The sequence below is a fragment of the Acetobacter fabarum genome, assembly GCF_011516925.1.
GTDB classification, from domain to species: Bacteria; Pseudomonadota; Alphaproteobacteria; order Acetobacterales; family Acetobacteraceae; genus Acetobacter; species Acetobacter fabarum.
Window position 1 is genome coordinate 547,910 of sequence record NZ_WOTG01000001.1, and the last position, 25,789, is coordinate 573,698.

Annotated in this window: 31 protein-coding genes; 12 read left to right on the forward strand and 19 right to left on the reverse strand. The window is 60.3% G+C overall.

Annotated features, from left to right (window positions below; genetic code table 11):
- Positions 1-30 precede the first annotated feature (30 nt).
- Both GOB83_RS02555 and gmk read right to left on the reverse strand, forming a co-directional pair.
- Positions 31-1,527: a replicative DNA helicase gene (locus tag GOB83_RS02555; protein ID WP_165925135.1), complete on the reverse strand. Its 1,497-nt coding sequence runs from the start codon at positions 1,525-1,527 to the stop codon at positions 31-33.
- Positions 1,528-1,589: 62 nt separating this feature from the next.
- Positions 1,590-2,240, reverse strand: coding sequence for a guanylate kinase (gene gmk / locus GOB83_RS02560; RefSeq protein WP_165925207.1), 651 nt, complete (start codon positions 2,238-2,240; stop codon positions 1,590-1,592).
- A gap of 110 nt (positions 2,241-2,350) precedes the next feature.
- Here gmk and GOB83_RS02565 point away from each other — a divergent pair, with 110 nt between their 5' ends.
- Positions 2,351-3,169, forward strand: coding sequence for an SDR family NAD(P)-dependent oxidoreductase (locus tag GOB83_RS02565; protein ID WP_165925136.1), 819 nt, complete (start codon positions 2,351-2,353; stop codon positions 3,167-3,169).
- Positions 3,170-3,213: 44 nt separating this feature from the next.
- Positions 3,214-4,560 (forward strand): purine-cytosine permease family protein, encoded by a 1,347-nt coding sequence (locus tag GOB83_RS02570; RefSeq protein ID WP_165925137.1) that lies wholly within the window; start codon positions 3,214-3,216, stop codon positions 4,558-4,560.
- Here the strand turns inward: GOB83_RS02570 and rlmB are convergent.
- Positions 4,524-5,342, reverse strand: a complete 819-nt coding sequence (rlmB, locus tag GOB83_RS02575) for a 23S rRNA (guanosine(2251)-2'-O)-methyltransferase RlmB (protein WP_165925138.1) — start codon at positions 5,340-5,342, stop codon at positions 4,524-4,526. The two genes, GOB83_RS02570 and rlmB, sit on opposite strands and share 37 nt — an antisense overlap.
- A gap of 201 nt (positions 5,343-5,543) precedes the next feature.
- Between rlmB and GOB83_RS02580 the strand changes: the two genes are divergently transcribed.
- The 5 genes from GOB83_RS02580 to lptB all read left to right on the forward strand — a co-directional run bounded on the left by GOB83_RS02580 (position 5,544) and on the right by lptB (position 9,906).
- On the forward strand, positions 5,544-6,203 hold the full coding sequence (locus GOB83_RS02580) for a ribonuclease D (protein WP_242005388.1): 660 nt from the start codon (positions 5,544-5,546) through the stop codon (positions 6,201-6,203).
- A gap of 48 nt (positions 6,204-6,251) precedes the next feature.
- Complete coding sequence (locus GOB83_RS02585; protein WP_086645226.1) at positions 6,252-7,256, forward strand: KpsF/GutQ family sugar-phosphate isomerase; 1,005 nt, start codon at positions 6,252-6,254, stop codon at positions 7,254-7,256.
- On the forward strand, positions 7,253-7,990 hold the full coding sequence (gene lptC, locus GOB83_RS02590) for an LPS export ABC transporter periplasmic protein LptC (protein WP_086645225.1): 738 nt from the start codon (positions 7,253-7,255) through the stop codon (positions 7,988-7,990). Before GOB83_RS02585 ends, lptC begins: the two co-directional genes overlap by 4 nt.
- A gap of 93 nt (positions 7,991-8,083) precedes the next feature.
- A complete protein-coding gene (locus GOB83_RS02595) occupies positions 8,084-9,082 on the forward strand; it encodes an LptA/OstA family protein (RefSeq protein ID WP_242005710.1) in 999 nt (332 codons plus the stop codon).
- A 2-nt stretch (positions 9,083-9,084) separates the two neighbouring features.
- Positions 9,085-9,906, forward strand: a complete 822-nt coding sequence (gene lptB, locus GOB83_RS02600) for an LPS export ABC transporter ATP-binding protein (protein WP_095349085.1) — start codon at positions 9,085-9,087, stop codon at positions 9,904-9,906.
- Positions 9,907-9,982: 76 nt separating this feature from the next.
- Here the strand turns inward: lptB and GOB83_RS15170 are convergent, their stop codons facing one another.
- Together GOB83_RS15170 and GOB83_RS02610 are read right to left on the reverse strand one after the other, a co-directional pair.
- On the reverse strand, positions 9,983-10,828 hold the full coding sequence (locus tag GOB83_RS15170) for an MOSC domain-containing protein (RefSeq protein ID WP_165925141.1): 846 nt from the start codon (positions 10,826-10,828) through the stop codon (positions 9,983-9,985).
- 22 nt (positions 10,829-10,850) lie between these two features.
- Positions 10,851-11,144, reverse strand: a complete 294-nt coding sequence (locus GOB83_RS02610; protein ID WP_095349087.1) for a hypothetical protein — start codon at positions 11,142-11,144, stop codon at positions 10,851-10,853.
- A 322-nt stretch (positions 11,145-11,466) separates the two neighbouring features.
- Between GOB83_RS02610 and hpf the strand changes: the two genes are divergently transcribed.
- Positions 11,467-12,078: a ribosome hibernation-promoting factor, HPF/YfiA family gene (gene hpf, locus GOB83_RS02615; protein WP_086645221.1), complete on the forward strand. Its 612-nt coding sequence runs from the start codon at positions 11,467-11,469 to the stop codon at positions 12,076-12,078.
- A gap of 74 nt (positions 12,079-12,152) precedes the next feature.
- Here hpf and GOB83_RS02620 read toward each other — a convergent pair whose 3' ends face one another.
- Entirely contained in the window at positions 12,153-12,419 is a 267-nt protein-coding gene (locus GOB83_RS02620; RefSeq protein ID WP_086645376.1) for a hypothetical protein, read from the reverse strand.
- A gap of 19 nt (positions 12,420-12,438) precedes the next feature.
- Positions 12,439-12,939, reverse strand: a complete 501-nt coding sequence (locus GOB83_RS02625; RefSeq protein WP_095349089.1) for an Hsp20 family protein — start codon at positions 12,937-12,939, stop codon at positions 12,439-12,441.
- Positions 12,940-13,188: 249 nt separating this feature from the next.
- Here GOB83_RS02625 and def point away from each other — a divergent pair, with 249 nt between their 5' ends.
- Genes def through truA form a run of 3 tightly spaced genes read left to right on the forward strand, consistent with a single transcriptional unit; the run spans position 13,189 to position 15,563 of the window.
- Complete coding sequence (gene def / locus GOB83_RS02630; RefSeq protein ID WP_086645219.1) at positions 13,189-13,749, forward strand: peptide deformylase; 561 nt, start codon at positions 13,189-13,191, stop codon at positions 13,747-13,749.
- Between the two features lie 18 nt (positions 13,750-13,767).
- Positions 13,768-14,763, forward strand: a complete 996-nt coding sequence (fmt, locus tag GOB83_RS02635; RefSeq protein ID WP_165925142.1) for a methionyl-tRNA formyltransferase — start codon at positions 13,768-13,770, stop codon at positions 14,761-14,763.
- The gene (gene truA, locus GOB83_RS02640) at positions 14,760-15,563 is read left to right on the forward strand and encodes a tRNA pseudouridine(38-40) synthase TruA (RefSeq protein WP_165925143.1); all 804 of its coding nucleotides are present in this window, start codon (positions 14,760-14,762) and stop codon (positions 15,561-15,563) included. The genes fmt and truA overlap by 4 nt, the downstream gene beginning before the upstream one ends.
- Positions 15,564-15,617: 54 nt before the next feature.
- On the opposite strand, the gene GOB83_RS02645 is transcribed toward truA, so the two are convergent.
- The 8 genes from GOB83_RS02645 to rpmH form a co-directional block, all read right to left on the reverse strand.
- Positions 15,618-16,241: a hypothetical protein gene (locus GOB83_RS02645; RefSeq protein ID WP_086645217.1), complete on the reverse strand. Its 624-nt coding sequence runs from the start codon at positions 16,239-16,241 to the stop codon at positions 15,618-15,620.
- A complete protein-coding gene (dapE, locus tag GOB83_RS02650; RefSeq protein ID WP_086645216.1) occupies positions 16,238-17,413 on the reverse strand; it encodes a succinyl-diaminopimelate desuccinylase in 1,176 nt (391 codons plus the stop codon). Before dapE ends, GOB83_RS02645 begins: the two co-directional genes overlap by 4 nt.
- A 31-nt stretch (positions 17,414-17,444) precedes the next feature.
- Positions 17,445-18,293, reverse strand: a complete 849-nt coding sequence (gene dapD, locus GOB83_RS02655; protein WP_086645215.1) for a 2,3,4,5-tetrahydropyridine-2,6-dicarboxylate N-succinyltransferase — start codon at positions 18,291-18,293, stop codon at positions 17,445-17,447.
- A 134-nt stretch (positions 18,294-18,427) separates the two neighbouring features.
- Positions 18,428-19,345, reverse strand: coding sequence for an acetylglutamate kinase (gene argB / locus GOB83_RS02660; protein WP_086645214.1), 918 nt, complete (start codon positions 19,343-19,345; stop codon positions 18,428-18,430).
- Positions 19,346-19,384: 39 nt separating this feature from the next.
- Positions 19,385-20,056 (reverse strand): ribosome biogenesis GTP-binding protein YihA/YsxC, encoded by a 672-nt coding sequence (gene yihA, locus GOB83_RS02665; protein ID WP_165925144.1) that lies wholly within the window; start codon positions 20,054-20,056, stop codon positions 19,385-19,387.
- On the reverse strand, positions 20,053-21,825 hold the full coding sequence (gene yidC / locus GOB83_RS02670) for a membrane protein insertase YidC (protein ID WP_165925145.1): 1,773 nt from the start codon (positions 21,823-21,825) through the stop codon (positions 20,053-20,055). Before yidC ends, yihA begins: the two co-directional genes overlap by 4 nt.
- 126 nt (positions 21,826-21,951) lie before the next feature.
- Positions 21,952-22,332 carry a ribonuclease P protein component gene (rnpA, locus tag GOB83_RS02675; RefSeq protein WP_165925146.1) on the reverse strand — a complete coding sequence of 127 codons (381 nt, stop codon included), beginning with the start codon at positions 22,330-22,332 and terminating at the stop codon, positions 21,952-21,954.
- Positions 22,333-22,356: 24 nt separating this feature from the next.
- Positions 22,357-22,491, reverse strand: coding sequence for a 50S ribosomal protein L34 (gene rpmH / locus GOB83_RS02680; protein WP_081774758.1), 135 nt, complete (start codon positions 22,489-22,491; stop codon positions 22,357-22,359).
- Between the two features lie 101 nt (positions 22,492-22,592).
- Between rpmH and GOB83_RS02685 the strand changes: the two genes are divergently transcribed.
- Positions 22,593-23,042, forward strand: coding sequence for a hypothetical protein (locus GOB83_RS02685; protein ID WP_242005688.1), 450 nt, complete (start codon positions 22,593-22,595; stop codon positions 23,040-23,042).
- Positions 23,043-23,050: 8 nt separating this feature from the next.
- Here the strand turns inward: GOB83_RS02685 and gloA are convergent, their stop codons facing one another.
- From gloA to fabZ, 4 genes are all read right to left on the reverse strand, one after another.
- Positions 23,051-23,440 (reverse strand): lactoylglutathione lyase, encoded by a 390-nt coding sequence (gene gloA / locus GOB83_RS02690; RefSeq protein ID WP_095349096.1) that lies wholly within the window; start codon positions 23,438-23,440, stop codon positions 23,051-23,053.
- 42 nt (positions 23,441-23,482) lie between these two features.
- Positions 23,483-24,331, reverse strand: a complete 849-nt coding sequence (locus tag GOB83_RS02695; protein ID WP_165925147.1) for an LpxI family protein — start codon at positions 24,329-24,331, stop codon at positions 23,483-23,485.
- Complete coding sequence (gene lpxA / locus GOB83_RS02700) at positions 24,328-25,185, reverse strand: acyl-ACP--UDP-N-acetylglucosamine O-acyltransferase (RefSeq protein ID WP_086645373.1); 858 nt, start codon at positions 25,183-25,185, stop codon at positions 24,328-24,330. Before lpxA ends, GOB83_RS02695 begins: the two co-directional genes overlap by 4 nt.
- 130 nt (positions 25,186-25,315) lie before the next feature.
- Positions 25,316-25,753, reverse strand: a complete 438-nt coding sequence (gene fabZ, locus GOB83_RS02705; protein WP_264813731.1) for a 3-hydroxyacyl-ACP dehydratase FabZ — start codon at positions 25,751-25,753, stop codon at positions 25,316-25,318.
- Positions 25,754-25,789 lie beyond the last annotated feature (36 nt).

Genomic DNA, 25,789 nt, shown 5'->3' on the forward strand with positions numbered 1-25,789 from the left:
GCAGGTCACGCCAGCCAGACGGGCTGGGCATTACTGCTCGTGAATATTATCCAGATCGGCAAAGCGTGTGTATTCGCCTTCGAAGAACAGGTTAATAGTGCCTGTTGGCCCATGACGCTGTTTTTCCAGAATCAGTTCGGCCTTGTTATGGACCAGCCCCATCTTGCGCTGCCACTCATCCATGGCCACTGCGTATTTGTCCATGGAATCATAGGCAGTTTCCTTGGGCATACGCTGTTGCAGGTAATATTCGTCACGATAGACGAACATCACCGCATCGGCGTCCTGCTCAATGGAGCCGGATTCACGCAAGTCAGAGAGCATTGGCCGCTTGTCCTCACGGCTTTCCACCTGACGGGAGAGCTGGGACAGCGCAATAACCGGCACTTCCAGTTCCTTGGCAATGGCCTTGAGGCCCTGAGTGATCATGGAAATTTCGAGCACGCGGCTTTCGGGGCGGGTGCCAACGGAGGGGCGCATAAGCTGGAGGTAATCCACCACAATCAGGCTCAGCCCCTGCGTGCGCTTAAGGCGGCGGCAGCGCGTACGCATGGCGGAAAGCGAAATGGCAGGCGTATCATCAATCAGCAGTGGCAGGCGGGACAACTCGTGGCTGACCCGCACAAACCGGTCAAACTCCTTTTGCCCGATATCACCCCGGCGGATACGCTCGCCCGATACCTCGGCCTGTTCGGACAAAATACGTGTGGCAAGCTGCTCGGCCGACATTTCGAGCGAGAAAATGGCAACAGACCCATTGGGTTTGCCCCCTTTTTCCTCCGCGTCGTCCATCAGGGAGCGCGCGGCGGAAAAGGCAATCTTGGTCGCCAGCGCCGTTTTACCCATGGCCGGACGCCCTGCCAGAATAAGCAGATCGGACGGATGCAGCCCACCGGTCTTTTTATCCAGATCCCGCAGGCCGGATGTCAGGCCCGTAACGTGCCCTTCGCTCTGGAAGGCAAGGGCTGCTACATTGATCGCGCCTGTGAGCGCCTTGTTGAAGGCGACAAAATCGCCCTCCTTGCCTTTTTCGGTCGCCAGCTTGAACAGGGCTTCTTCCCCTGCCTCAATCTGGTCAGGGCCGGACAGGTCCCCCGTTGTCCCAAAGGCGCTGTTAACAACATTTTCGCCAATCTCAATCAACTGGCGGCGGATCCACGCATCATGGATGGCGCGCCCGTAATCCCCGGCGTTGATAATCCCGACCATGGATGTCAGCAGTTTGGCCAGATAGGCCATGCCGCCCACGTTATCGAGCATGCCGGAGTTTTCCAGCTCCGCGCGCATGGTAACGGGGTCGGCCAGTTGCCCGTTTTCTATCCTGCGGGCAATGGCGGCATATAACTGCCCGTTCACGCGGTTGGCAAAATGCTCCCCGGCCAGAAAGTCGGATACCCGGTCATACGCCCGGTTATTGGTCAGCAACGCGCCCAGCAGCGCCTGCTCGGCCTCAATATTGGCCGGGGGCTGGCGCAGGGTCAGCCCCAGCAGGCCATCTTCCTTTGGTTTGTCGGTCTGTGTTGTCATGCTCACATTAATGGCCTGTTACGGGTGCGGGTCTGGCATATGGCGCGGGGCAGGTTGGTCTTTCAGGCACCAAAGGTTGCCACAAAATCGGCAAGTCCGGTTTGCCTGCGTGTCAGCAGGCGGCCCGCTACCAGCACGGAGCGTGCCTCGGCCACGGCCCGGTCCAGTTCTGTGTTGATGATAACACTATCAAACTCCTGCCAGTGCGAAATTTCATCCCGCGCGGCAGCCATACGCCGGGCAATTTCGTCCGGGTGGTCGGAACCACGGCCATGCAGGCGGCGTTCCAGTTCCTCCAGAGAGGGGGGGAGCACAAACAGGCTGATCACATCCTCCGGCAAGGCCTCGCGTATCTGCCGGTGTCCCTGCCAGTCTATGTCGAACACCATGTCATGGCCTGCGGCAAGGGCCTGCTCCACTGGCGCACGGGGGGTGCCGTAGCCCCGGCCGAACACAATGGCCCATTCCAGCAGTTCACCCGCCTGCGCCATGGCCTCAAACTGCTCCATGGTCCGAAAATAGTAGTGCACGCCCTCTTTTTCCCCCGGTCGGGGCTGGCGCGTGGTCACGGACACAGAATGTTTGAGTTTTGTATCCGACGCACGCAGCGCATTGGCGATTGTTGATTTGCCAGCACCCGAAGGGGCAGAAATAACAAGGCATACGCCCCGCCGCGTTGCATGACCCGGATGAGCCGTTCCATTGTGCGCCATACTGCTCTTTTCACACCCTGTCTGTTCAAACTTACGCTCTTGCCCCTTCATGCCAGAAGCGGCCATGCTGCGCCACCGCGCTCTATGCCACAAGGAAGGCGGACCTTGCCATGCAACACAACACTGTTCTCATAACCGGTGCATCCTCTGGTCTGGGGCGCGCACTGGCCCAGACTCTGGCCCGGCCCGGCCGCACGCTCTGGCTGGGTGGGCGCAACACGGCACGGCTGGAAGAAACAGCGCGGCACTGCATAAGCCGTGGCGCTGCCGTCCACCTGAACATATGCGATGTCACAGATACCGCAGCCATGGCGCAATGGGTGCATGGCACAGGTGGGGTGGACATGGTTCTGGCCTGTGCGGGCATTACCGGCGGCACGCGCAGGCCCACAGGCATGGATAGTGCTGCCACCGAACCACAGGCCCAGATCCGCCGGATTTTTGCAACCGACCTGACCGGCGTGCTCAATACCGTGCTCCCCGCACTGGAGCTGATGCAGGGCCAACCCCGCGCCGCAGATGGCATGCGCGGGCGTATCTGCGCCATTTCCTCCGTAGCCGGGCTTGTCTCCTTCCCCGGTACGCCCTCTTACAGTGCAGCCAAGGCGGCGGTGGACCGGTTTATGGTGGCAACCGGGGGCACCGCCAAAAAGGCGGGTATTCTGCTCAGCTCCGTTGTCTGTGGTTTTCTGGACACGCCCATGGTGGCGCGCAACACGTTCCCCATGCCCGGCCTGACCGATGTTAACAGCGCATGCCGCCGCATTCTGCGCGGGCTGGCCCGCAATGAGCGGCGCATTACTTTTCCGCTCTGGCTGGCGGCGGGCTCACGCCTTATGGACCTGTTGCCCATAACACTGGCAGAAGCCTACTATAACAACCAGCCTGCCGGAGCGCCCGGCAGCATGCCCGAACCCGACCTGAGTTGACCCCAAACCCCGCCCCCCAGACCAATGCAGAAAAAACCCCAGACATGACGCAGCACACCCCCCTGCGCGCACATGCCGTAATGGAGGACATGTCCGCCGCCGCCGTGCGCGAACCTGTGCCCGAACACCTGAAAACCATGCGAATGGACCGCGTGTTCTGGAGCCATTTTGCCCCCAATCTAGGGTTGGGCGGCTGGGTTACAGGGGCGCTGCTGGCAAGCATGGGGCTGGATTTTAAAACAGGGGTTGCCGCCGTAATACTGGGCAACCTGATTGGCGCACTGCCCGTAGCACTGGCGGCTGCCATTGGCCCTGTAACCGGGCTGACGCAAATGGAGGCCTCACGCCGTGCGCTGGGGCAGATGGGCCTGCGCCTGCCTGCGTTCCTGAACTGGATTTACTGCGTGGGGTGGGACGCGGTGAACAACGTACCCGCAGCAACCGCCCTGATTGCACTGCTTCTGGCAGGCGGCATACACGCCCCGTTCTGGGCAGCTCTTGGCGTGCTGGCCGGGGTGCAGATGCTGGCCTCCATTTACGGCCATCATGTGGTGCAGACATTGCAGAAATATCTTGGCGCGTTCCTGCTGGTGGCCTTTGCGTTTATTGGCATTGTGTTTGCCTTACGCGGGCAGGCGCCACTTGGCAGCCATCACCCCGTCAGCGTGAGCACGTTTTTGCTCGCTGTGGGGGTTCTGGTCAGCTTTAACCTGTCATGGGCGTCTTATTCTTCGGATTATACGCGCTATCTGCCTGCCGGCGCCAACTCCAAAAAAGTGGTGCTGCTTGCGTTGGCCGGGTTGCTGGCTTCGGCCATTCCATTCCAGATTCTGGGCCTGATCTCAGCCGGTAGTGTGGCGGATGCTTCACCCACAGCGGTTATTGCATCGCTCCTGCATACCTTGGGGCCACTGGGTACGTTTGCACTGGCTGCCATTGCGCTGTCTTCCATTACCGGCAATTCGTTCAATGACAATACGGCAAGTTACAGCCTTATTTCCGCCGGGGTGCATGTGCCCCGTGTTGCCGCAGCCATACTGACAGCCACACTGGGCTACGTGCTGGCCGTAGCCGGTGCAGGGCGGTACACCACGCTCTACACTGACTACCTGATGGTCACCATGTACTGGATTGCCCCGTGGATCGGCATTGTGCTGGCGGACTGGTACTGCACAGACCACGCCCCACGGCCCACGTCAGGCGGATGGACGCGGGGTGCCAGCATATTTGCCATAACCACCGCCCTGACCGTTGGTCTGTTTTCCACCAGCAGCCTGTACACCGGCCCCATTGCCCGCTGGCTGGGTGGGGCCGATATTGGGTACTATGTCGGGTTTTTTGTTGCTGCTGGCTGTTACGCGGCAGGCATGCCGCGACGGACCAGTTCGTAAAGCCCGAGTGCGGCCGCAACGGACACATTCAGGCTTTCCATCTCACCGGGCATGTACAGCCCGGCAATTTCATCACAGCTTTCACGCGTCAGGCGGCGCAGGCCACGCCCTTCCGCCCCCAGCACAAGGGCTACGCGCCGCCCGTCAAACCCGGCACCGTTCAGAATTGTGCCGCCAGCATCCAGCCCCACTGTCCAGCAGCCCGCCTTTTGCAGCATTTCTATTGCGCGGGAGAGATTGACCTCACGCACAAAAGGCACGGTTTCCAGCGCGCCGGATGCGGCCTTGGCCAGCACGGCGGTTTCCTCCGGAGCATTGCGGTCCTGCACCACAATGCAGGCCGCCCCAAATGCTGCGGCAGAACGCAGTATGGCGCCAACATTGCGCGGGTCTGTAACCTGATCAAGCACCAGCACGGGGCCGGGGCGTTCCAGCGCCTCCTCCAGCGAGAGCGAGGGCAGAATCTGCGCCAGCATGGCCACGCCCTGATGCACCGCCTCCGGCCCCAGCAGGTCGTCCAGCCGTGCGCGCTGCACCAGTTCGGGGTTGACCTGCAAGCCCCGCCCACCTGTGCGTGCGGCTTCTTCGAGCACCGGGTGTTCGGCCTCGGTCACCAGCAGGCGCTCGTACACCCTGCGCGGGTTGGCCAGAGCCGCCGCCACTGCATGTGTGCCAAACAGCCAGCATTTGCCCGCCGGGGCCGTACCATCGCGCCCACCGCCACCATGGGCGGATGAACGGGAGCGGCGTGCGGGGCGTGCGGCTTTGCGGGGGTTCTGCATGGACAATACGGTTCCAGGTTGGAGTCACTCTGCCTCTCCCCTAGCGCATGAGCGGGGTATCCGCCTATCCCTACAACGGCGCGGGGGTTATCTTTGTCTGTCGCGTGCCCGGGCGTAGCAGGGAATGGACATTCCCCCCCTGCGGCTGTAATCCGTCTGATGCAAAGCAGCCTAGACACAACAGCAGAACGGGAGCGCCCCATGTCCGCAGCTCAGGGCCCATGTGCGGGCGCCATTACCCTGTATAAAAATGACCTGCCCGATGGCCTGCGCTTTACCGGCTCCATTGCCGTGGATACGGAGACAATGGGCCTGAACCCGTACCGGGACCGGCTCTGCCTTGTCCAGCTTTCCAGCGGAGATGGCACGGCCCATCTGGTCCAGCTTATGCCGCCCTCCCTTGGTGGAACCGGGTATGACTGCCCCAACCTCAAGCGCGTTCTGGCAGACCCCACGCTGACCAAAATCATGCATTTTGCACGGTTTGATGTACGCATTCTGCAACATGCGCTGGGTATTACGGTCAGCCCCGTTGTATGCACCAAAATTGCGGCCCGGCTGGTCCGCACCTTTACGGACCGCCACGGGCTGGCCGCCCTGTGCCGGGACCTGCTGGGCGTGGACCTGAGCAAACAGCAGCAAAGTTCAGACTGGGGCGCGCCAGAACTCAAACCCGAGCAACTGGCCTATGCCGCCTCGGACGTGCTGTACCTGCACGCGCTGTGGCACAAGCTGGACGCCCTGCTGGAGCGTGAAAACAGGCGCGATCTGGCGCAGGCATGCTATGATTTTCTGCCCACGCGCGCACGGCTGGACATGATGGGTTACGAAGACCCGGATATTTTCTCCCACCGCGCCTGAGCAACGGCGTATCTGGCACCCCTTTGCCACCGGACCGACCTGACACCCATGACACCCCCAGCCCACACCACGCCCCCCACCCCCGATATGGACGCCGCAGCGACCGTGCGCATGGAGCAGGCCGGGCTGAATGCACTGGCTCTTGCGCTGGAAGACCCCTCCGGCCTAGGGGGGGCATTTGCTCAGGCTGTGGCTGTTCTACTGGGCATTACCGGCCGGGTGGCGGTTACGGGCATTGGCAAGTCCGGCCATGTTGCGCGCAAGATACAGGCAACGCTGGCCTCCACGGGCACGCCCTCGTTTTATGTACACCCTGCCGAAGCCTCGCACGGGGATCTGGGCATGGTGTTGCCCGCAGATGCCATTCTGGCTTTTTCCAATTCGGGGGAAACCACGGAACTGGCCGACATTGCCGCCCATGCCCTGCGCACCGGCCAACCCCTGCTGGCCGTAACCAGCAAGGCTACCTCCACACTGGCCACAACAGCCACACTGGCCCTGACCCTGCCCGCCATGCCAGAAGCCTGCCCCATGGGGCTGGCCCCCACCACCAGCACACTCATGCAGCTTGCCTTTGGTGATGCACTGGCCGTGGCCCTGCTGCGGCAGCGGGGCTTTACCGCAACAGAATTTGGAGCGTTCCACCCCGGTGGCAGGCTGGGCGCACGCCTGCGCACGGTGCGCGAGGTCATGCACACAGGCAACGCCATGCCCCTGACCGCGCCTGACACGCCCATGCGGGATGTCATTATGGAAATGACACACAAGGCGCTAGGCTGCGTTGGCATTGTGGGGCAGAATGGGGAACTGGCGGGGCTGATCACGGATGGTGACCTGCGTCGCGCGCTGGACCATGACCTTACAACCACACTGGCACAAAACATTATGAACCCACGCCCGCTCACCATAAACCCGGATGTGCTTGCCTCCGAGGCGTTGCAGGTCATGAATGCGCGTGAGCGGCCCGTTACTGCCCTTTTTGTTCTTAACCCCGCAGGCCAGCCCATTGGGGTTGTCCACCTGCATGATCTGGTCCGGGCAGGCGTTGGATGACAGACACCCCCGGCAAACGCCCCGAGCGTGAGGACTACGCCCGATCGGGCGTGGATATACAGCAGCAGCGCGAACGCCTTGCGGCGTCGTCCATCCGGCGCAAGGTGCCAGATGCCGCCACACTGGCGCGCAGGCGCACCATGCTGCGCTGGGCCAAATGGCTGCTACCCGCCACGGCTCTGCTGCTTTTGTCCGCCATTGCCGTCTGGCCTGAAGTGGAGCACCTGATAAGCGCCAACCAGACCACCATGCGCGAGTTAAGCAAGGTCAAGATAGAAAGCGGCAACCTTGTCGGAGCCACCTACCGTGGCGTGGATGAACACGACCGCCCGTTCACGATCACGGCGGATACGGTGCATCAGGCCCCCGGCAACAGGCTGGACCTGAACAACCCCATGGCCGACATTCTGACACAGGGGGGGGACTGGCTTATGGTCCGATCGGAAAAAGGCGTTTACATGCAACACGCACAGATTCTTGACCTGACCGGAGAAGTCACCCTGTACCGCGATGATGGCCTGATGATGCACACCCCCCTTGCCGATATTGACATCAAGGCAGGCATTATCACCTCTGATTCATGGGTCCGGGCAGAAGGCCCGTTTGGCTCGCTGGATGCGCGTGGCTTCCTGCTCAGCCAGCATGATGGTCTGGCCCAGTTCCGTGGCCCCGGCCTCCTGATCCTTAATGATGACCGCCAGAACGATGCCAAGACTGGCAAAAAGGCATCCTGAAGCATGACAACACAAGTCTCGCCCTCCCCTTCCTCCGCCATACGCTCCTTTGCGCGCTGCTGGTGCCTGCTGGCCAGCCTGCCCGCAGGCGGCATGCTCTGGCATGGTGCGGCACAGGCGCAGGCGATTGACCTGTCTCATGGCGGGCAGATTGCGGTAACAGCTCTGGGCGGGTTTGACTGGGACCAGAACCTTAAAAAAGTCATTGCCTATGATCAGGCCAAAGCCGTGCGGAACAACGCCACGGTCACGGCGGACAAGCTGATCGCCTATTACCGCAAAAAGCTGCCGACCGGCACCACAGCCACCACACAGACCGAACAGGCTGCCCCCCCGCCTGCCGTCCAGCCGGACCACCCCACCCCCGACCCGGCCCCGTCCACCACAACAGCAACGCCACCGGGCACCACGCCCCCCACCGCCACGACGGGTGACGACAAGACCGCCGATGGCCAGGACTCCGGCTCGAACGAAATCTACCGGCTGGAAGCCATAGGCCACGTCCATATCTTTACCGATACCGATCAGGCATGGGGGGATAAGGCGGTCTATGACATGGACAAGGCCGTGCTGGTCATGACCGGCAAAAACCTCCGGCTGACAACCCCGCAGGATGTGCTGACCGCGCGGGATTCCATGGAATATTACTCACAGCAGCATATTTCCATTGGCCGGGGCGATGCCACCGTAACCACGGATGATCACAGGCAGATTCGGGCCGATGTACTTGTGGGGTACAGCACCCCGGTTGATACCCCCAAAACGGCAACCCCAAGCCAGAACAAAACCGGCAGTTCGGGGGACCCCCTTGCCTCCAGCTCCAACAAGCTGGAAAAGGTCAATGCCTTCGGCCATGTGTGGGTCCGCACCCAGACCGAAATCGTAACCGGTGACCGCGGCGTGTATGTGCCGGATTCGGGCATAGCCCGCATTGTTGGCAACGTGCATATTACACGCGGGCCAAACCAGATTCAGGGGGCTGCGGCCATTATTAACATGCACACAGGTATCGCCACCATGACAGAGCGGCCGGGCAACCGGGTAAGCGGGCTTATTGTTCCCAATAATGGCGATTCATCGGACAGGAAGTAACAATGAACCGGGAAGTAAGCTGGACGTCCGAGGAAACGGTGCGTGAAGAAGTTGTAAGCATTGGCCCAGAACCCATTGACCTGAGCGCCCCCCACAAGCCCGGGCATGGCCTGATCGCCCATAACATTGGCAAAAGCTACAAAAAGCGTCAGGTGGTCAAAAACGTCTCGCTCGAAGTACACAGGGGGGAGGCCGTTGGCCTGCTTGGCCCTAACGGCGCGGGTAAAACCACCAGTTTTTACATGATTGTGGGGCTGGTCCAGCCCGATACCGGCACCATTACGCTGGATGGGGCCGACATTACCCAGCTCCCCATGTACCGGCGTGCGCGCCTTGGCATTGGTTACCTACCGCAGGAAGCCAGCATTTTTCGGGGCCTGAATGTGGAGCAGAACATTATGGCAGCACTGGAGGTGGTTGAACCCGACCCCGACCAGCGGCAGGTCATGCTGGATGGGCTGCTCAACGAATTTGGCATTACCCGCCTGCGCCACTCCCCTTCCCTCGCCCTGTCCGGTGGAGAGCGCAGACGGCTGGAAATTGCACGCGCACTCGCCAGCCAGCCGCACTACATTCTGCTGGATGAACCTCTGGCCGGGATTGACCCCATTGCCGTGGGCGAAATCCGTGATCTGGTTTCTCACCTCAAGGACCGCGGGATCGGGGTGCTGATCACCGACCACAACGTGCGTGAAACACTCGAAGTGATCGACCGCGCCTACATCATGCATAGCGGGCAGGTTCTGATGCAGGGCGTGCCGGAAGAAATTGTCGCGCATGAGGACGTCCGGCGCGTTTATCTGGGCGATAGCTTCTCGCTCTAACCCGGCGTCCAGCATCCAGAGCAGGCATGGCTGAACCGGGGGGTATAAGGCCTTACCCCCTCCTCCCCGGCTTTGCTCAGGCCTGCATATCCAGCAGGTTGGAAGGGCCTTCCTCCAGCACCTGGGCTTTATCCCCCACGCTGATCAGCCCGCCTTTTTCCACCACTGCATTCTGCGCAAACATAACCCCACCCTGCGCACGCCGGAAGCTGGCCAGTGTGGCCAGTGGTTCCTTGGGGTTAGGCACCTGCGCCGTATTCTGGTCGATGGATGTGACCACGCAGCGCGAGCACGGGGCGAGCACACGCACCACAACACTCCCGCCAATGGATAAACGCCGCCACCCGTCCTCCGCCCAGGGTTGTGCGCCACTCAGCACAATATTGGCCCTGAAGCGGGTCATGGGCACTCCCTGCCCTGCGGGCAGGCGTGTATTCAGGTCATCCAGCGAGGCAGTATTGGCCAGCAGAAGCGGGTAGCCATCAGCAAAAGAAACGGGGCGTGGCTGTGCGCCAAGCTGGCGGATACGCGCCAGCTCTGGCCGATGCATCCACACCATCCGGCACGGCTGCCCCAATGCCTGCTCCAGCCATGCTGCGGCCGTATCGCCCGCATCACGCGCCTGTACCTGATCCTTCCAGACCGTTACCACCGCCATGGGGGCCTCGGAGCCGGGAAAACGCACCGGGCAGGGCGGCATGCCAGCACGGGTAAGCGTCAGTCCTTCCGCTGTGGGAATGGGCGTTACCAGCGCCATGGCGCGGCAGGTGCGCTGGGTTATAAACCGGCCATCGGGGGCCACCACCATCCACCGGCGGTCACCCTCCAGCCCCCACGGGCTGAGCATGGCGGCGGGAGGAGAAAGCCCATGCAACCCCTTGACCGGGTAGATATGCACGCTGGCCACGCATAGTTCGCTCACACCCTATCTCCAGTTCAGGTAATCAGGGCTGCTGCGCCGCAGCTCCCGGCAAAACCGGGGGAGCCGCCACAGCCAGCGGTGGCGGCGGAAGCATGGTTATGGGGGGTGCCGGTGGCGCAGCTAGCCTGGGCGGGGCCACAACGGTTACCGGAATATCCACCCGCTCCATGACCGGGCGAATTTTCTGGTGTGTCACATGCCACATAAAGCCGCCATACAACGCCACAAGGGCCGCAAGGCACCCCAGCTTGATCTGCCACCCCCAGCCACGCGGCATTTTGGGCATATGCTCAGGTGGAGCGGAACGTAAAAGCATGGTGGGCAAATATCCGGATAACAACATGTAAGGCCTGCACATCCTGTGTAGGCACAGGGTGGGGCTGGCGACAAGCCTGCCATGCGCCTTTATATTTTTATCCAACACATCGGCCATGCAACCAGCGGGCAAAGCTTTGCATTATATCTGTAACAAAGGCATGGACATAAACACCTTACCCATGCCCAAATACAGGATGAAACATTGCAGACCCTGCCTGCAATGCAACACAGGCCAGTCCATTGCTCCGCAGTGCCGCCTGAACGGGTACTGAGCTGTTTGGAGGGTGGACCGTCCTGCCAGTCGCAAGGAACGATGTCCTATGCATATTCAGGTTTCCGGTAAACAGATTGATCTTTCCGACGCCTTGAAACATCGGGTTAACACCCATCTGGGTAATCTTGCGGAGCGATATTTTGATACAGGGCTACAGGCGCAGGTCACCTTTGGTAAGGCCCGCTCCTTTTTTACATGCGACATCAACGTAAAAGCCGGCCGGGGTCTGGTCCTGCGCGGAGAAGGCGAGGCCGCGGATGCCAATGCCGCTTTTGATGATGCCGCCGAGCACATTGCCAAGCGCCTGCGCCGTTACCACAAGCGCGTCACCTCCCATGCCCGTTCCACCACCCGGCAGGAACTGCCCGAACGCGCACGCTCCTACGTTCTGCAACCCATAGAAGAACACGAGACAGACGCAGCCCCCTCCGCCCCCCTGACAACGGAGGAGGAGACCTTTGCCACCATTATTGCCGAACAGCCTGCGGATATTCCCGTGCTCTCGGTCGGTGAGGCCGTGATGCGGCTGGACCTGTCGGGCCAGAACTTCCTGCTTTTCCGCAATTCGGCCAGCCGCCATATCAGCCTTGTTTACCGCCGAGACGATGGCAACATCGGCTGGCTGGACACAGCCCCGCTGGATCCCCCCCCAGCCTGATCTGGCAGGCCATGCCCCTAACAAAAAAGGACCGGCGCAAACCGGTCCTTTTTTTATAATCCCATCAACACGGGTTACTGGAGAGAAGCTGGCACCATGTCATTCTGCACAATGGCGCCCCATGCTGTTTCCATGTCATCCACCACGGCCAGCAGCGACCCGTCGGCTGCGTAAATGGCGCAGCCTTCCTCTCCGTCCTCCAGAGTAGCCGGGCGCGTATAGGCGACCTTGCTCAACCCAAGGGAGCGGAACTGCATATCCGAAAGTTGCCGCACATCCGCCACACGTTCGGCCTGCGGCAGACCAGCTGGCATGTAACCACCCTGCATGCTGCTTTTCATTGCGTCCTCCTTCCGGGTTTCAACTACCATCCACATCCATAACCGGATGCAGCATACGCGGCGTGGGCCGGGGCTTAACGCCGGTGCTCGCACCAACCTGCCCTTTTTGCCCACCCTGCATAATTTCGATCTGCTTGACCCTGACCTCGGGCTGAGGGCGGAACAGGTCAATGTGCAACAGCCCGTTATCCAGCCATGCACCGCCGATTTCTATGCCCTCGGCCAGCACAAACGCCTTCTGGAACTGGCGGGAGGCAATACCACGATGCAGGTAAACACGCTCCTCCCCCTCTTCCGCCTGACGCCCACGGATAACAAGCTGGTTGTCCTCTTGCGTGATCTGGAGATCTTCCATCCGAAAACCGGCAACCGCAAGGGTAATACGCAGGCCGTTGGGGGCTATCTGCTCTATGTTGTAAGGTGGATACCCGTCACCCGAACCCTTGCTGGCGCGCTCCAGCATCTGTTCCAGATGATCAAAACCCAAAAACATGGGCGAGCCAAAAAGCCTGCCTGACATCGTACAAGCCTCCTCCTTTCTGAGCGAGACGTATAAAACCGGACCCGCCACGGCATCCGATCTCTTCACGATATGGGATAGAAGCGGGCACACGCAACCCTGTGTCCCGCTTCATTATGGCCTGATGGGCACACACTGTGGTCTGCACGCCATATTGTGGCGGCAAAGTTACAGGTTTTTTGTGCATGAAAAGCTTTTCTTGCCGTTTTGTGCTGGCATCCACCACAACGGAACGCTAAATCGGGCTGTATGACAAACGCAGCCCTGACAGACGCCGCATTTTCCGCTGCCTCGGATAAAGCGGCCCCCATGACCATCCTGACGCCGCCCCACCCCGTGCTGCGCCAGAAAGCCAGACTGGTCAAACCCGAAGACATGGCGGAAATCCAGAAGATTCTCCCCGGCATGTTTGCCGCCATGTACCAAGCCCCCGGCATTGGGCTGGCCGCCCCGCAGGTTGGCCTGAGCCAGCGGTTTGTTCTGATTGATCTGGGCGAAAAAGAAAACCGCGAGCCCATGATCCTGATCAACCCGGAAATTGTGGCCGAAACGGAAGAAATGGCCACGCGGGAGGAAGGTTGCCTTTCCCTCCCCAGCCAGTACGCCGAAGTGGTCCGCCCCGAAAAAGTGCGTGTGCGCTGGCAGACCATTAATGGCGACAAACAGGAGCGTGATGTGGACGGGCTGCTGGCCACCTGCATCCAGCACGAACTTGACCACCTTGATGGTGTTCTGTTTGTGGACCACCTGTCCGCCCTGCGCCGCAACATGATCCTGCGCCGTCTGGCCAAGGACCTGAAGCGCAACTAAGTGGAAAAATCCCGCCCGATGCGTCTTGTTTTTATGGGTACGCCAGATTTTGCCGTACCCGCCCTAAAGGCACTCCATGCCGCCGGGCACGACATTGCTGCCGTCTATTCCCAGCCCCCCCGCCCGGCCGGGCGGGGCAAGGCACTGCGTGCATCCCCCGTGCAGCAGGCCGCACAGGAGCTTGGTCTACCAGTGCGTCACCCGCTCTCGCTGCGCAATAATCCGCAGGAATGGGAAGAGTTTGCAGCACTAGGGGCCGATGCCGCCATTGTTGCAGCGTATGGGCTGATCCTGCCCCAGACCATGCTGGACGCTCCCCGGCTGGGCTGCCTGAACATCCATGCCAGCCTGCTCCCCCGCTGGCGGGGAGCATCCCCGATCCAGAGTTCCATTCTGGCCGGAGATACCCAAAGTGGTGTGACCATCATGCAGATGGAAGCCGGGCTGGACACAGGTCCCATGCTACTGCGTGAGGCCGTACCCATTACAGACAAAACAACCGCTTTCACCCTGCACGACGCCCTGAGTGCTCTGGGGGGCGAAATGGCGCTGCGGGTGTTGCAGGACTTCCCCCCGGCCAGCGCCAACACGGCAGATACACAGGCCCGCATAGCCGCAAACCGCCCGGCACGGCAGGTACAGCCAGATACAGGCGTAACCTACGCCCCCCGCCTGACGCGCGAAGACGGCCGTATTGACTGGACGCAGGACGCCACAACCATCGACCGCCAGATTCGTGCCCTCACACCTTGGCCCGGCACGTTCACCACACTGGAAGATGGCACTGTTATCAAAATCGGGGGGGGCATACCGCTGCCCGGCAACCCGGTTGCGCAGCAGCCCGGTACGGTTGTGGACGACCAGCTAACCGTGGCCTGTGCCACAGGCTGCATCCGCCTGACCCGCCTGCAACGCCCCGGTCGCGGCATGATGGAAGCCGATGCGTTCCTGCGCGGGCAACCCCTGCCTGCGGGCACCCGCCTTGGCACCCCTGCGCCTGACAGCCCCCCATGACCACCCCCGCCATCCAGCGCTGGGCTGTTCAACTGGAATATGACGGGCGTGGGCTTGTCGGCTGGCAAAGGCAGGCTTCGGGCCTGTCTGTTCAGGCCTTGCTGGAAGAAGCCGCTTTTCGCCTTGCCGGTGGCAGGCCTGTACCCAGCATTACAGCGGGGCGCACGGATTCTGGTGTGCATGCGCTTGCGCAGGTCGCGCATTTGGACTTCCCGGCAGATGCCAGTTTTTCCAGCTATTCCGTGCGAGAGGGGTTGAGCTACCACCTTAAACCCCATGCCGTGGTTGTGCTGGATGCGGCCCCGGTCAGCCTGGACTGGAGCGCCCGGTTTTCTGCCACATGGCGCTCTTACCGCTACCGCATTCTCAACCGGCGCACACGCCCTGCACTGGCCGAAGGCCATGTCTGGCACGTTAAATCCCCGCTGGATGTGCAACGCATGCAGCAGGCCGCCAACATGCTGCTAGGCCTGCACGATTTTACATCCTTCCGCGCCGTGGCCTGTCAGGCCAACAGCCCTGTCCGCACACTGGACCAGCTGGACATTACGCGTGAGGGGGATGAAGTGGTGGTGTTTGCCAAGGCCCGCTCATTTTTGCACCATCAGGTCCGCAACATGGTGGGGACACTCAAAAAGGTGGGAACCGGCGCATGGGAGCCCGAACGGGTGGCTCAGGCTCTGGCGGCGCGCGACCGGAGTGCCGCTGGCCCCACAGCCCCGCCAGACGGCTTATATTTAAATGGTGTTGGCTATGAGCCAGACCCGTTTGCCAGCCCGACCCCACAAAACCGCACATAAGCCACCTTACTGGCGGCTTACATCCAGCCTTAAAGCAAAAAAGGGGATCCCCCCTTACTTTGCCTTAACGTTCACCATAGGCTGGAGCAGGTCGTGAATAACCATGTAATGCGGGGGCAGCAGCGCAGCCAGCCCATAAAGCGTGGCTGATGCCACCAGAATGGACACATACAGCAACGCAGCCCGGCCACCGGAAATACCCAGCCCCACCTTGGCCACAAACCATTGCAGCCAGAGCTCGTACGCTGCGGCACACAATGCCAGCGCCCCGATAAAAACCTGCTGGCGCGCGATATCCGGCGTGATAACCGCCGCAATAACCGCACAGGCCAGCGAGATCAGCACCACAACCCAACCACACCATGTTGCAGCCGTTATGTAGCGCAGCCAGAGTGCGCCACGCCCCCAGCGCTGGGCATAAAATTGGGAAATAACCGCAGGGAGCAACAGCACGCAAAAGGAAAGGAGCAGTTTGGTCGCGGACATGACCTTATCAGGCAGTAGGAAGATCTGAATCCCCCCTACCAGTATGCAGGCCATCTGTGGCGCAAGGGCTGCACCAAAGGCGTCTGGCGTGCCTTCAAAGCAGGCCAGCCCTTCCCGCTTGCCAGCGGCCAACTGCAACATGCCCTGCACTATGCGCCTAGCCGCGCCCAGCTTGCCTGTATCTGGGATCACACCCCTACCCCTTTTAAAAAGGCTTCATAAATCCGGGTCAGTTTTTCCATGTCAGCAACAGCGGCATGTTCATCCACCTTGTGGATACTGGCCCCGACCAGACCAAACTCCGCAACCGGGCAATAACGGGCAATAAAGCGCGCATCTGACGTGCCTCCGCCCGTGTCCAGTTTGGGAGAAAGCCCGGTCACGCTTGTAATGGCCTCTTGCAGCACGGCCATTTCCGCCCCCGGGGGAGCAAAAAAGGATTCGCCGCTAATACTGATCTCTACTTGTGCGCGCGGTGCATGCTGGGCGCATACGGTTTTGATCCACCCAGCCAGGGCAGCACCGGTGTGCAGGTCATTGAACCGGATGTTCAGCCGTGCTTCCGCCCGTGCAGGAATAAGGTTGGTGGCCGTATTCCCCACATCCAGACTGGTGACCTGAAGGCTTGAAGGCTCAAAATACTCCGAACCATGGTCCAGCGGTGCAGCGCGCAGGACCGCCAGCACTGCAAGCAGGCGATGCACGGGATTGTCCGCCCGGTGCGGGTAGGCCACATGCCCCTGCGTGCCCTCGACCACAATACGGGCATTCAGGCTGCCACGGCGGCCGACCTTGACCATCTCACCCAATGTCTGGGGGTTTGTGGGCTCCCCCACCAAGCAGTAATCGGGAATCTGGCCCTGTACGGCCATCCATTCCAGCACCTTCTGGGTGCCGTAGGTGGCTGGGCCTTCCTCATCCCCTGTAATCAGCAGGCTGATGGAGCCTTTGCCAACCCCGCTCTGTACCCGGCGGGCAATGGCAGCCACGCAGGCGGCAATGCCGCCTTTCATGTCGCACGCACCGCGGCCGTAGAGTACACCATCCACAACATCTGCGGCAAAGGGAGGGTGCGTCCAGTCTGCTTCGTTCCCGGCGGGCACCACATCCGTATGGCCTGCGTAGCAGATATGGGGGGCACCTTCGCCCAGACGGGCAAACAGGTTGGGGGTACGCTCCGCCCCTTCGCCAAAAGGCAGGTGGGTTACGGTAAAACCAAGGCGCTCGAGCATGGCCCCCAGCAGGTGCTGGGATTCACCGGGATCGGGAGAAACAGACGGTTGACGGATGAGCAAACGGGCCACACCCAGCGGGTCTGTCAACGCCAGATCAGCGGGAAGGGAGCCGGATGTGGCCTTTGTCATACGTCAGTCTCGTCCTTTACGTCTGGCGTGCTTAGTCGCGCAGCAGTTCGTTGATGGAGGTTTTGGAGCGGGTACGCTCATCAACACGCTTGACAATAACCGCACAGGCCAGTGCCGGGTTAGGGCGACCATCCGGACCAACCGGGTTGGAAGACGGCATGGTGCCCGGCACCACAACGGAATAGGCCGGTACGCGACCCATGTAGATTTCGCCTGTTGCGCGGTCCACAATCTTGGTGGAGGCCCCAAGGAACACACCCATGGACAGAACGGAACCCCGTTCAACAATAACGCCTTCGGCCACTTCGGAGCGGGCACCGATAAAGCAGTTGTCCTCGATAATAACCGGGGCAGCCTGCAACGGCTCCAGCACGCCACCAATGCCTGCGCCACCGCTGATATGGCAGTTCTTGCCAATCTGCGCACAGCTGCCAACAGTTGCCCACGTGTCCACCATGGTCCCGCTGTCCACGCGAGCACCAACGTTGACAAAGCTCGGCATCAGCACGGCCCCAGGGGCAATAAAGGCAGAGCGACGCACAACTGCACCCGGCACTACGCGGAACCCGGCCTTGTCAAAACGGGCCTGATCCCAGCCAGCAAACTTGAGGGGCACCTTATCGTAAGCCGGAGCGCCAGCTGCACCACCGGGCTGAACAATGCTGTCATTCAGGCGGAAGGAGAGCAGCACGGCTTTTTTCAGCCATTCATGCACAACCCAACCATCTTCCTGCGGGGCAGCCACGCGCAGGCGACCAGAATCCAGCGCTTCAAGCGCTGTTTCAATGGCGTCACGGTCTTTGCCCACGGTTGCGGAAGAAATGCGATCGCGCTCTTCCCACAGGGTTTCAATGTGAGCGCGGAGGGTTTCGTCTGTCATGGCACACCAATCAGAAACATGAAAAATAAACCCGGGCGACAGGCCCGCCCGGCAACAAAAGAGGAAAAGACCATGCGGACAGGGGCCTGTCCTGTCAACGCAGGTCTTGTTCTGTTACCCCTGCCCGCGCAGCCTTATTCCGCACGGATAAGCGTGCCCGAGCCGGAAGCCGTAAACAGTTCCAGCAGGCAGGCATGGGGCATGCGACCATCAATAATAACAGCCCCGCGTGCACCACCCTGCACAGCCTCGATACAGGTTTCCACCTTGGGGATCATGCCGCCGGTAATCACCCCTTCCTCAATGGCCTGACGCGCCTGTGCGGCGGTCAGTTCGGGAATAAGGTTACCCTGCTTGTCCAGCACACCGGGAACATCAGTCAGCATCAGCAGGCGGGTCGCATGTACGGCCCCGGCCACTGCACCGGCTGCGGTGTCGGCATTGATGTTATAGGTCTCGCCATCTTCACCAAGGCCTACCGGCGCAATAACCGGAATAAGCCCCGAACCGGAGAGGGCGTAGATCACACGCGGGTCAACCTTGACTGGCTCCCCCACAAACCCCAGATCCAGCACGCGCTCGATCTGGCTGTCCATGTCACGCACGGTGCGCCGCATCTTGCGGGCGGTGATCATTTTACCATCTTTGCCCGAAATCCCGACGGCAAGGGCTCCGGCCTCGCAGATCAGCTCCGCCACCTGCTTGTTGACCGAACCGGCCAGAACCATCTCGATCACATCCACCACATTGGCGTCCGTAACCCGCAGCCCGTCAATGAAGTGGGAGGGAATATCCAGCCGTTTGAGCATCTGGTTGATCTGCGGACCACCCCCATGCACCACAACCGGGTTAATGCCCACCTGCTTGAGCAGGGCAATATCCCGCCCAAAGGTTTTGGCCAGCCCTACATCCCCCATTGCGTGGCCACCGTACTTGACCACAATGGTATCCCCCGCGTAGCGCCGCAGGTACGGCAGGGCATTGGCCAGCACGGCAGCTTCATGCAAAGCATCATGCTTGTCGCCGGTAGAAGGAAGTCTCGGTTCAGTCATGCTGTGAAAATCCTGCCGTCGTCTGTCCATAATCCCTGATCACGCCAGGGCAAACTCTGCCAGTTCCGCCCGCAATGCCTCAATACCCAGCCCGGTCTGGCTGCTGGTAAGAGAAAGATGCGGAAAAGCGGCTGCATGGCGTGCAATTTCAGCCTCTACATCAGCCTGCTTGCGGGCCAGTGCGGTGGGCTTAACATCATCACACTTGGTCAGCACAACCTGAAAGCTGACAGCGGCACGGTCCAGAAGCTTCATAACTTCCTGATCATGCGTTTTCATTTCCACACGTGCATCCAGCAGCAGCACGACCCTGCGCAGGCTGGGGCGGCCACGCAGGTAATCGAACATCATCTCCTGCCAGTCTTCCTTTACGGATTTGGCAGCGCGGGCATAGCCGTAGCCGGGCATGTCCACCAGCATCAGGCGCTGTGCAAGATCGAAGAAGTTGAGCTGCTTGGTCCGCCCCGGCTCGGAGGAGGCACGGGCCAGTGTCTTACGCCCCGTGAGGGCATTGATCAGGCTGGACTTGCCCACATTGGAGCGTCCGGCAAATGCAATTTCAGGCAGTGCCTGCGGTGGCAGTTGGCCCAGCTTCTGGGCACCAAACACAAAATCGCATGAACCGGCAAAAAGCCGCCGCCCTTCTTCCAGAGCGGCGGCGATGTCTGCTTCGTCCTTCAGTTCGCGGAAAGAAGGCTCTTGATACGTCATTTTTTGGCAACCAGTTGGGGCTTGGCGTCCGCCGCCTTAAGCCGACCCATGATGATAATCTGCTGTATGGCGGTCAGCACGTTGCTCCAGCAGTAGTAAATGACCAGACCCACGGGCTGCCGCGCCATGAAGAAGGTGAACAGCAGCGGAATGAACATCATCACCTTCTGCTGCGCGGGGTCCATGCTGGTGGAGCTGGCACTGACCTTCTGCATGACAAACATGGTCGCACCGTAAATGATGGGCCACGCCCCAAGCGTGAGAATGGGCAGGATCTGCGCCGGATCAAAGGGGATCAGACCGAACAGATTGAAGATATTGGTCGGGTCCTGAGCAGAAAGGTCCTTCACCCAGCCAATAAAGGGCGCATGCCGCATTTCAATCGTGACATACAGGTCCTTGTAAAGGCACCAGAACACGGGAGCCTGAATAAACAGGGGCAGAAAGCCGCCGAACAGACTGACATTTTCCTTGCGGTACAGCATCATGATCTGCTGCTGCATCACCACCGGATCATCCTTGTGGCGTGCCCGGATCAGGTCCACCTGCGGCTTCAGGCGGGAGGTCTTCCAGGTCATGCGCATCTGCTTGATGGTCAGCGGCAGGAAGGCCACCTTCACGATAACCGTAAAGGTCAGCAGTGCCAGACCAAAGCTGCCCAGATGGCTGTTCAGCCAGTCCAGCACAAAAAACACAGGACGGGTCAGGAAGGAAAGCCACCCGAAGTCCACGGCCTTCCAGAACATGGGGATATGCAGGTCGTGTTCGTACTGCTCAAGCAGCCGCACTTCCTTGGCACCAGCAAACACATGCGCCTGAGTGGAGATGGTCTGCCCCGCCCCCACCTGCATGGGAGCCGTTGCCGTAAACCCGACCTGATACTGCGTTTGCGCAGCCTGCCACGCATACGTCCCCACCACGCTGGCAGCCTGATCGGGCACAATGGCCATAAGCCAGTATTTGTCGGTAATCCCGGCCCAGCCGCCTGTACCCTGATGGCTCCAGGCCACGTTTTCAGGCGGCACACCATCATTACGGACGGACTTGTAGGACCCTTCGTTCAGGCGGCCATCAATGACCGAAATCGGGCCTTCGTGCACCAGCATACCGCCGGTTTCTTCCGGGGTGTAACCACGGTTCACACGGTAGTAGGGGTACAGGGCAATGCTCTGCCCCGTTGCATTGTGCACGCGCTGGGTGACCGTGAACATATAGTCCTTGTCCACCCCAAGAGCGACTTCAAACGTCAGCCCTGCACCGTTGTCCCAACTCAGGGTCAGCGGGTGTTCGCCATCAAGCAACGTGCCGGAGGCTTTCCACAATGTGTGGGCGTTCGGCAGGGCGACCGGCACATCGGACGATGCCGCGCGCCAGCCGAAATCCACATAATCAGCCCGCTTGGTATCCACAGGGCTGAGAACGCGTACGTCCGGGCTGTTGGGCTTTACGGTTTCGCGGTACTGCTTGAGCACCAGATCATCCAGCCGGGCACCACGCAGGTTGATGCTCCCCTGAACGGACGGTGCATTAATGGCAATGCGGGTATCCGGCCCATCGGGCACATCCGCGACCGCCGCAGTAGCAGCCTGTGCAGTGGCTGCCTGACCCGCGCCAGCGACTGCTGCCGAGGCTGGAGCCGCCTGGCTGGCTACAGTCTGAGTTACCTGCGGAGCAGGCTGATGTGCCGGAGTCTGGGGAAAGAAGTAATCAAACCCGATAAGAACCAGAGCTGACAACAGCGTTGCCAGTATGAGACGTTTTGAATCCATGAGCTCTGGCCTACAGGCCCCCTGCACATAACAAAAATGGAAAACTCAACACCCACCCCAAAGGGCGGTCTTGAACGGCACAACCGTGTTCCAGCGCAGGATTGACAGGAATGCAAGACGGGACATTCACGACTCCCGCATACAGAGCTTCAACGCTTTCCGAAAATCGGCCACCAGTGCGTCAAAAGAGCGGTCGCGCGTGGCACCCCGCCCTATCAGCACCAGATCAAGCCCATTTAGCGGTGTATCGGCTTCCACTCTGCGCACAACCTCACGCAGCCTGCGGCGCACCCGGTTACGCACCACGGCATTCCCGACTTTTTTGGTCACCGTGAAGCCAACACGCGCAGGGTCCGAATCGGGCCGCCTGAAAAGCTGAAGGACAAGACCAGACACCGGGGCTTTTCGCCCCTTGGCCGCCATAAAGAGAAATTCTTTTCTCTTTTTTAGCCGCATGGACGCTTGCGTCCCTGCTGCTGGCTGCTCCTGACCTTCAGACCAGTCCATCAAAACCGGACTGCCGGACAACGCTTACGCGGAAAGACGCTTGCGGCCCTTGGAACGACGGTTTGCCAGAATACGACGGCCGCCAACGGTAGCCGAACGGGTGCGGAACCCGTGACGACGCTTGCGGACCAGCCGGGACGGTTGATAAGTGCGCTTCATGGCTGCACTCCCTTCAGTTTGAATATGCTTCGCCAGTGGCCGCAGTACGAGCCACTCTCTCTTGAAGTCGCGGCTTATAAAGTTCAGATAGAAGAACGTCAATGTGCAGCGCAGAGTCGCATGCCCATTCCCGCACGATCACCCGCATGATGGAACGCCGCATGCCCCTCTCCCCCACCCGCTTCTGGACCATTCTGGCCATCATTGGCCTGCCTGCGCTGGCCTGCCTGCTGGCTGTGGGTTTGGGGGCGCCGCATATGCTCACCCCAGCGTTTGTGGGGCTTGCAGGGGCCTGTGCGGCATGGATAGCGGTGCGTCAGCCCAAAGCAGCTCCCGCACCGCAGGCAGACACCCCACCACCCCCTACGGCACCAGTGGGGGAAAACGATCCCAAGCTGCGCCATGACATACGTGGTATTATTTCACCCGTTATGCTGGTTGCGGACCAATTAGCGCTCAGCCCCGACCCTGCCACCAAAAAAGCGGCCGAAACCATTAATGATTCGCTAGACCGGCTGACTGCCCGCCTCAAACAACGTAAAACGGATTAAGCCCTGCTTTACGGGCGTTCGATCAGTTCCACCTTGTAGCCGTCCGGGTCTTCCACAAACGCAATAATGCTGGTTCCAAACTTGACTGGCCCGGCAGGCCGCACAACCTTGCCACCGCCTACGCGAACACGCTCCACAACAGCGGCAACGTCGGCCACGCCTATGGCAAAATGCCCGAACCCAGTGCCAACCTCGTACCCATCATCCTGACCCCAGTTATAGGTCAGTTCAATTTCCGCCTGCCCAGCAGCGTTATCTGCAAAGCCAATAAAAACAAGGGTGTATTTGCCTTCTGGCACATCACGGCGGCGCAACTCGCGCATACCAAGCAGCGCATAGAATGCCAGGCTCTGCTCCAGATTACGAACACGCACCATAGTATGCAAAAAACTGGACATAGCGTTTCTCCCCTCAGCTCAACAAAGAACTCATTTACGCTGTTATTCTACGGACTGTATTTCTGCCGGGTCTATGGCGATCAGGAACAAACCCAGTTTTTCGGCCTCTGCCACACAGGCGGCGCGGTCTGTTAACAGGGTGTTCCCCGCCTCAAACGCAATTCCACGCAAACCTGCGGCATGCGCGTTTCGCAGAGTTGTCGGCCCTATGGTGGGCATATCGGCTCTTTTTTCCTGCCCCGGCTTGAGCAGCTTAACCAGCACACCGCCATCCCCGGGCTGGCGGCATGCCCCCGAGCGCGCCAGCATGGCATCCGTGCCTTCCATAGCCTCTACGGCCAGCACAACGCCGTTCTGCACCACACAGCCCTGCCCTATATCCAGCCGGCCGAGCGCCTGAGCAACGATAACACCGTGCTTTATATCCGCCAGAGCCTGCTCATCTGGCCGTAACTGACCTAACACACCGGCCTCAGCCACGGAGTGGGATAAAAATTCATGTGCGCCACGCACCTGAAAACCCTCTTCCCCCAGAATACGCACTAAAGCTGCCAGCAGGCCATCATCCCCCGCAAACAGGGCTTTGCCAAGGCGCGCCAGAATACGCGCCCCTTCGGCATCGGGGTAAAGGCTACGCAGGGAAGGACGGCGGATAGGGCCGATAAGCACCAGATCGGAGCAGGCATGGGCACGTAACAGGCTTAACATGCGGCCCGCGGCCCCCAGACGCACACATTCATGCGGCCAGGGGGCTAGTGTGGCAGGGTCGGCAAACCCTTCAAATCCAATAATAAAAACAGGTCGGCCTGCGGCGTGTGCTGCCTCTGCCACTCTGGCTGGCAGAGGGCCTCCCCCCGCCAGAATGCCAACCGCTGTTGGCGCGGCACTCACGCGCCTTCGGTTTCCGCCTGATCAGCAGCTCCACCGCGTGCGGGGCGCACGAGCCCACGGTGGCTGGGAGCATCTATAAAGTCCAGAATTTCCTTAATCCGGGCGTTACCCGCAAAAGTCTCACGCACATGTGCCAGCCGCGCCTGAAAAGACACATCGCCACAGACCTTGGGGTACAAAGTAAAAAAGGCTTTGCGCATCAGCTGGATTTCGGCCGACTGCACGCCGTTGCGGCGCAGCCATATCCAGTGCAGGCCAATCAGCCGAGCACGGTTACCCAGCACGCTCCCATAAGGAATAACATCGGCTTCAACACCAGCCACCCCACCCACAAGAGCAGCGTGCCCGATCCTGACAAACTGGTGGATGGCGGCAGAGCCCATAACGCGAGCATCGTTGCCAATTGTCACATGGCCACCCATGACCACGTTGTTGACAATGATCACACGGTCACCCAGCACACAGTCATGGGCGACATGCGCATTGGCCATGATGAGCACATCCTGACCCACACGCGTGACCCCAGCGCCTGTAGCCGTTCCCCGGTGAATGGTCACATGCTCACGCACAACCGTACGGGCACCGACCTCGCACCGGGTGGGTTCGCCTTTGTATTTGAGATCCTGCGGCGCCATACCCACCGTGCAGAACGGAAAGTAGCGCGAATGCGCACCCAGATGGGTATGCCCATCCACAACAACGTGGGAGATCAGCTCCACCCCGTCATCAAGAACTGCATTTGGCCCAACAGAGCACCACGGACCAATAACCACGCCTTGCCCAAGCTTTGCCCCCGGGGCAACCAGAGCCGTTGGATGAACAAGCGTCTGCCTGGCTTCCTCTACAGCGTGCACCACTTCAGTTCCTTATATTCCGCCTGACTTGCAACACAGAGTCACTGGGCCCTGCCCCAGAATGTCGGCCGGTAAAAGCGAACAGAACTGGAGCATATCTTGAGCCAACCGGCACACCAAGCGTAAAAAATCAGCCCATGATCATGGCGCTAAAGGTTGCTTCTGCAACCACAACACCATCAACGCGTGCTTCCCCACGGAACTTCCATACATTGGAGCGGTGCCGTTCCTTGACCACATGAATACGCAGCTGGTCACCCGGCTCTACCGGACGGCGGAACTTTGCCCCTTCGATCGTCATGAAATAGACGAGCTTGCCCTCAAAGGCTTCCCCGAGCGACAGAACAACAAGCGTTGCCGCGGTCTGGGCCATGGCTTCCACAATAAGGACGCCAGGCATAACGGGCCGTCCGGGAAAATGCCCCGGAAAAAACGGTTCGTTAACCGAGACATTCTTGATACCGGTCGCTTCTTCCCCCAGGACAATATCTTCCATCCTGTCGATCAGAAGGAAAGGATACCTGTGAGGAATCGCCTGCATGATACGGTTGACATCAATCCGTGCGATTGTCTTGCCGTCCTGCTGGGATTCTTGTTGTGTCTC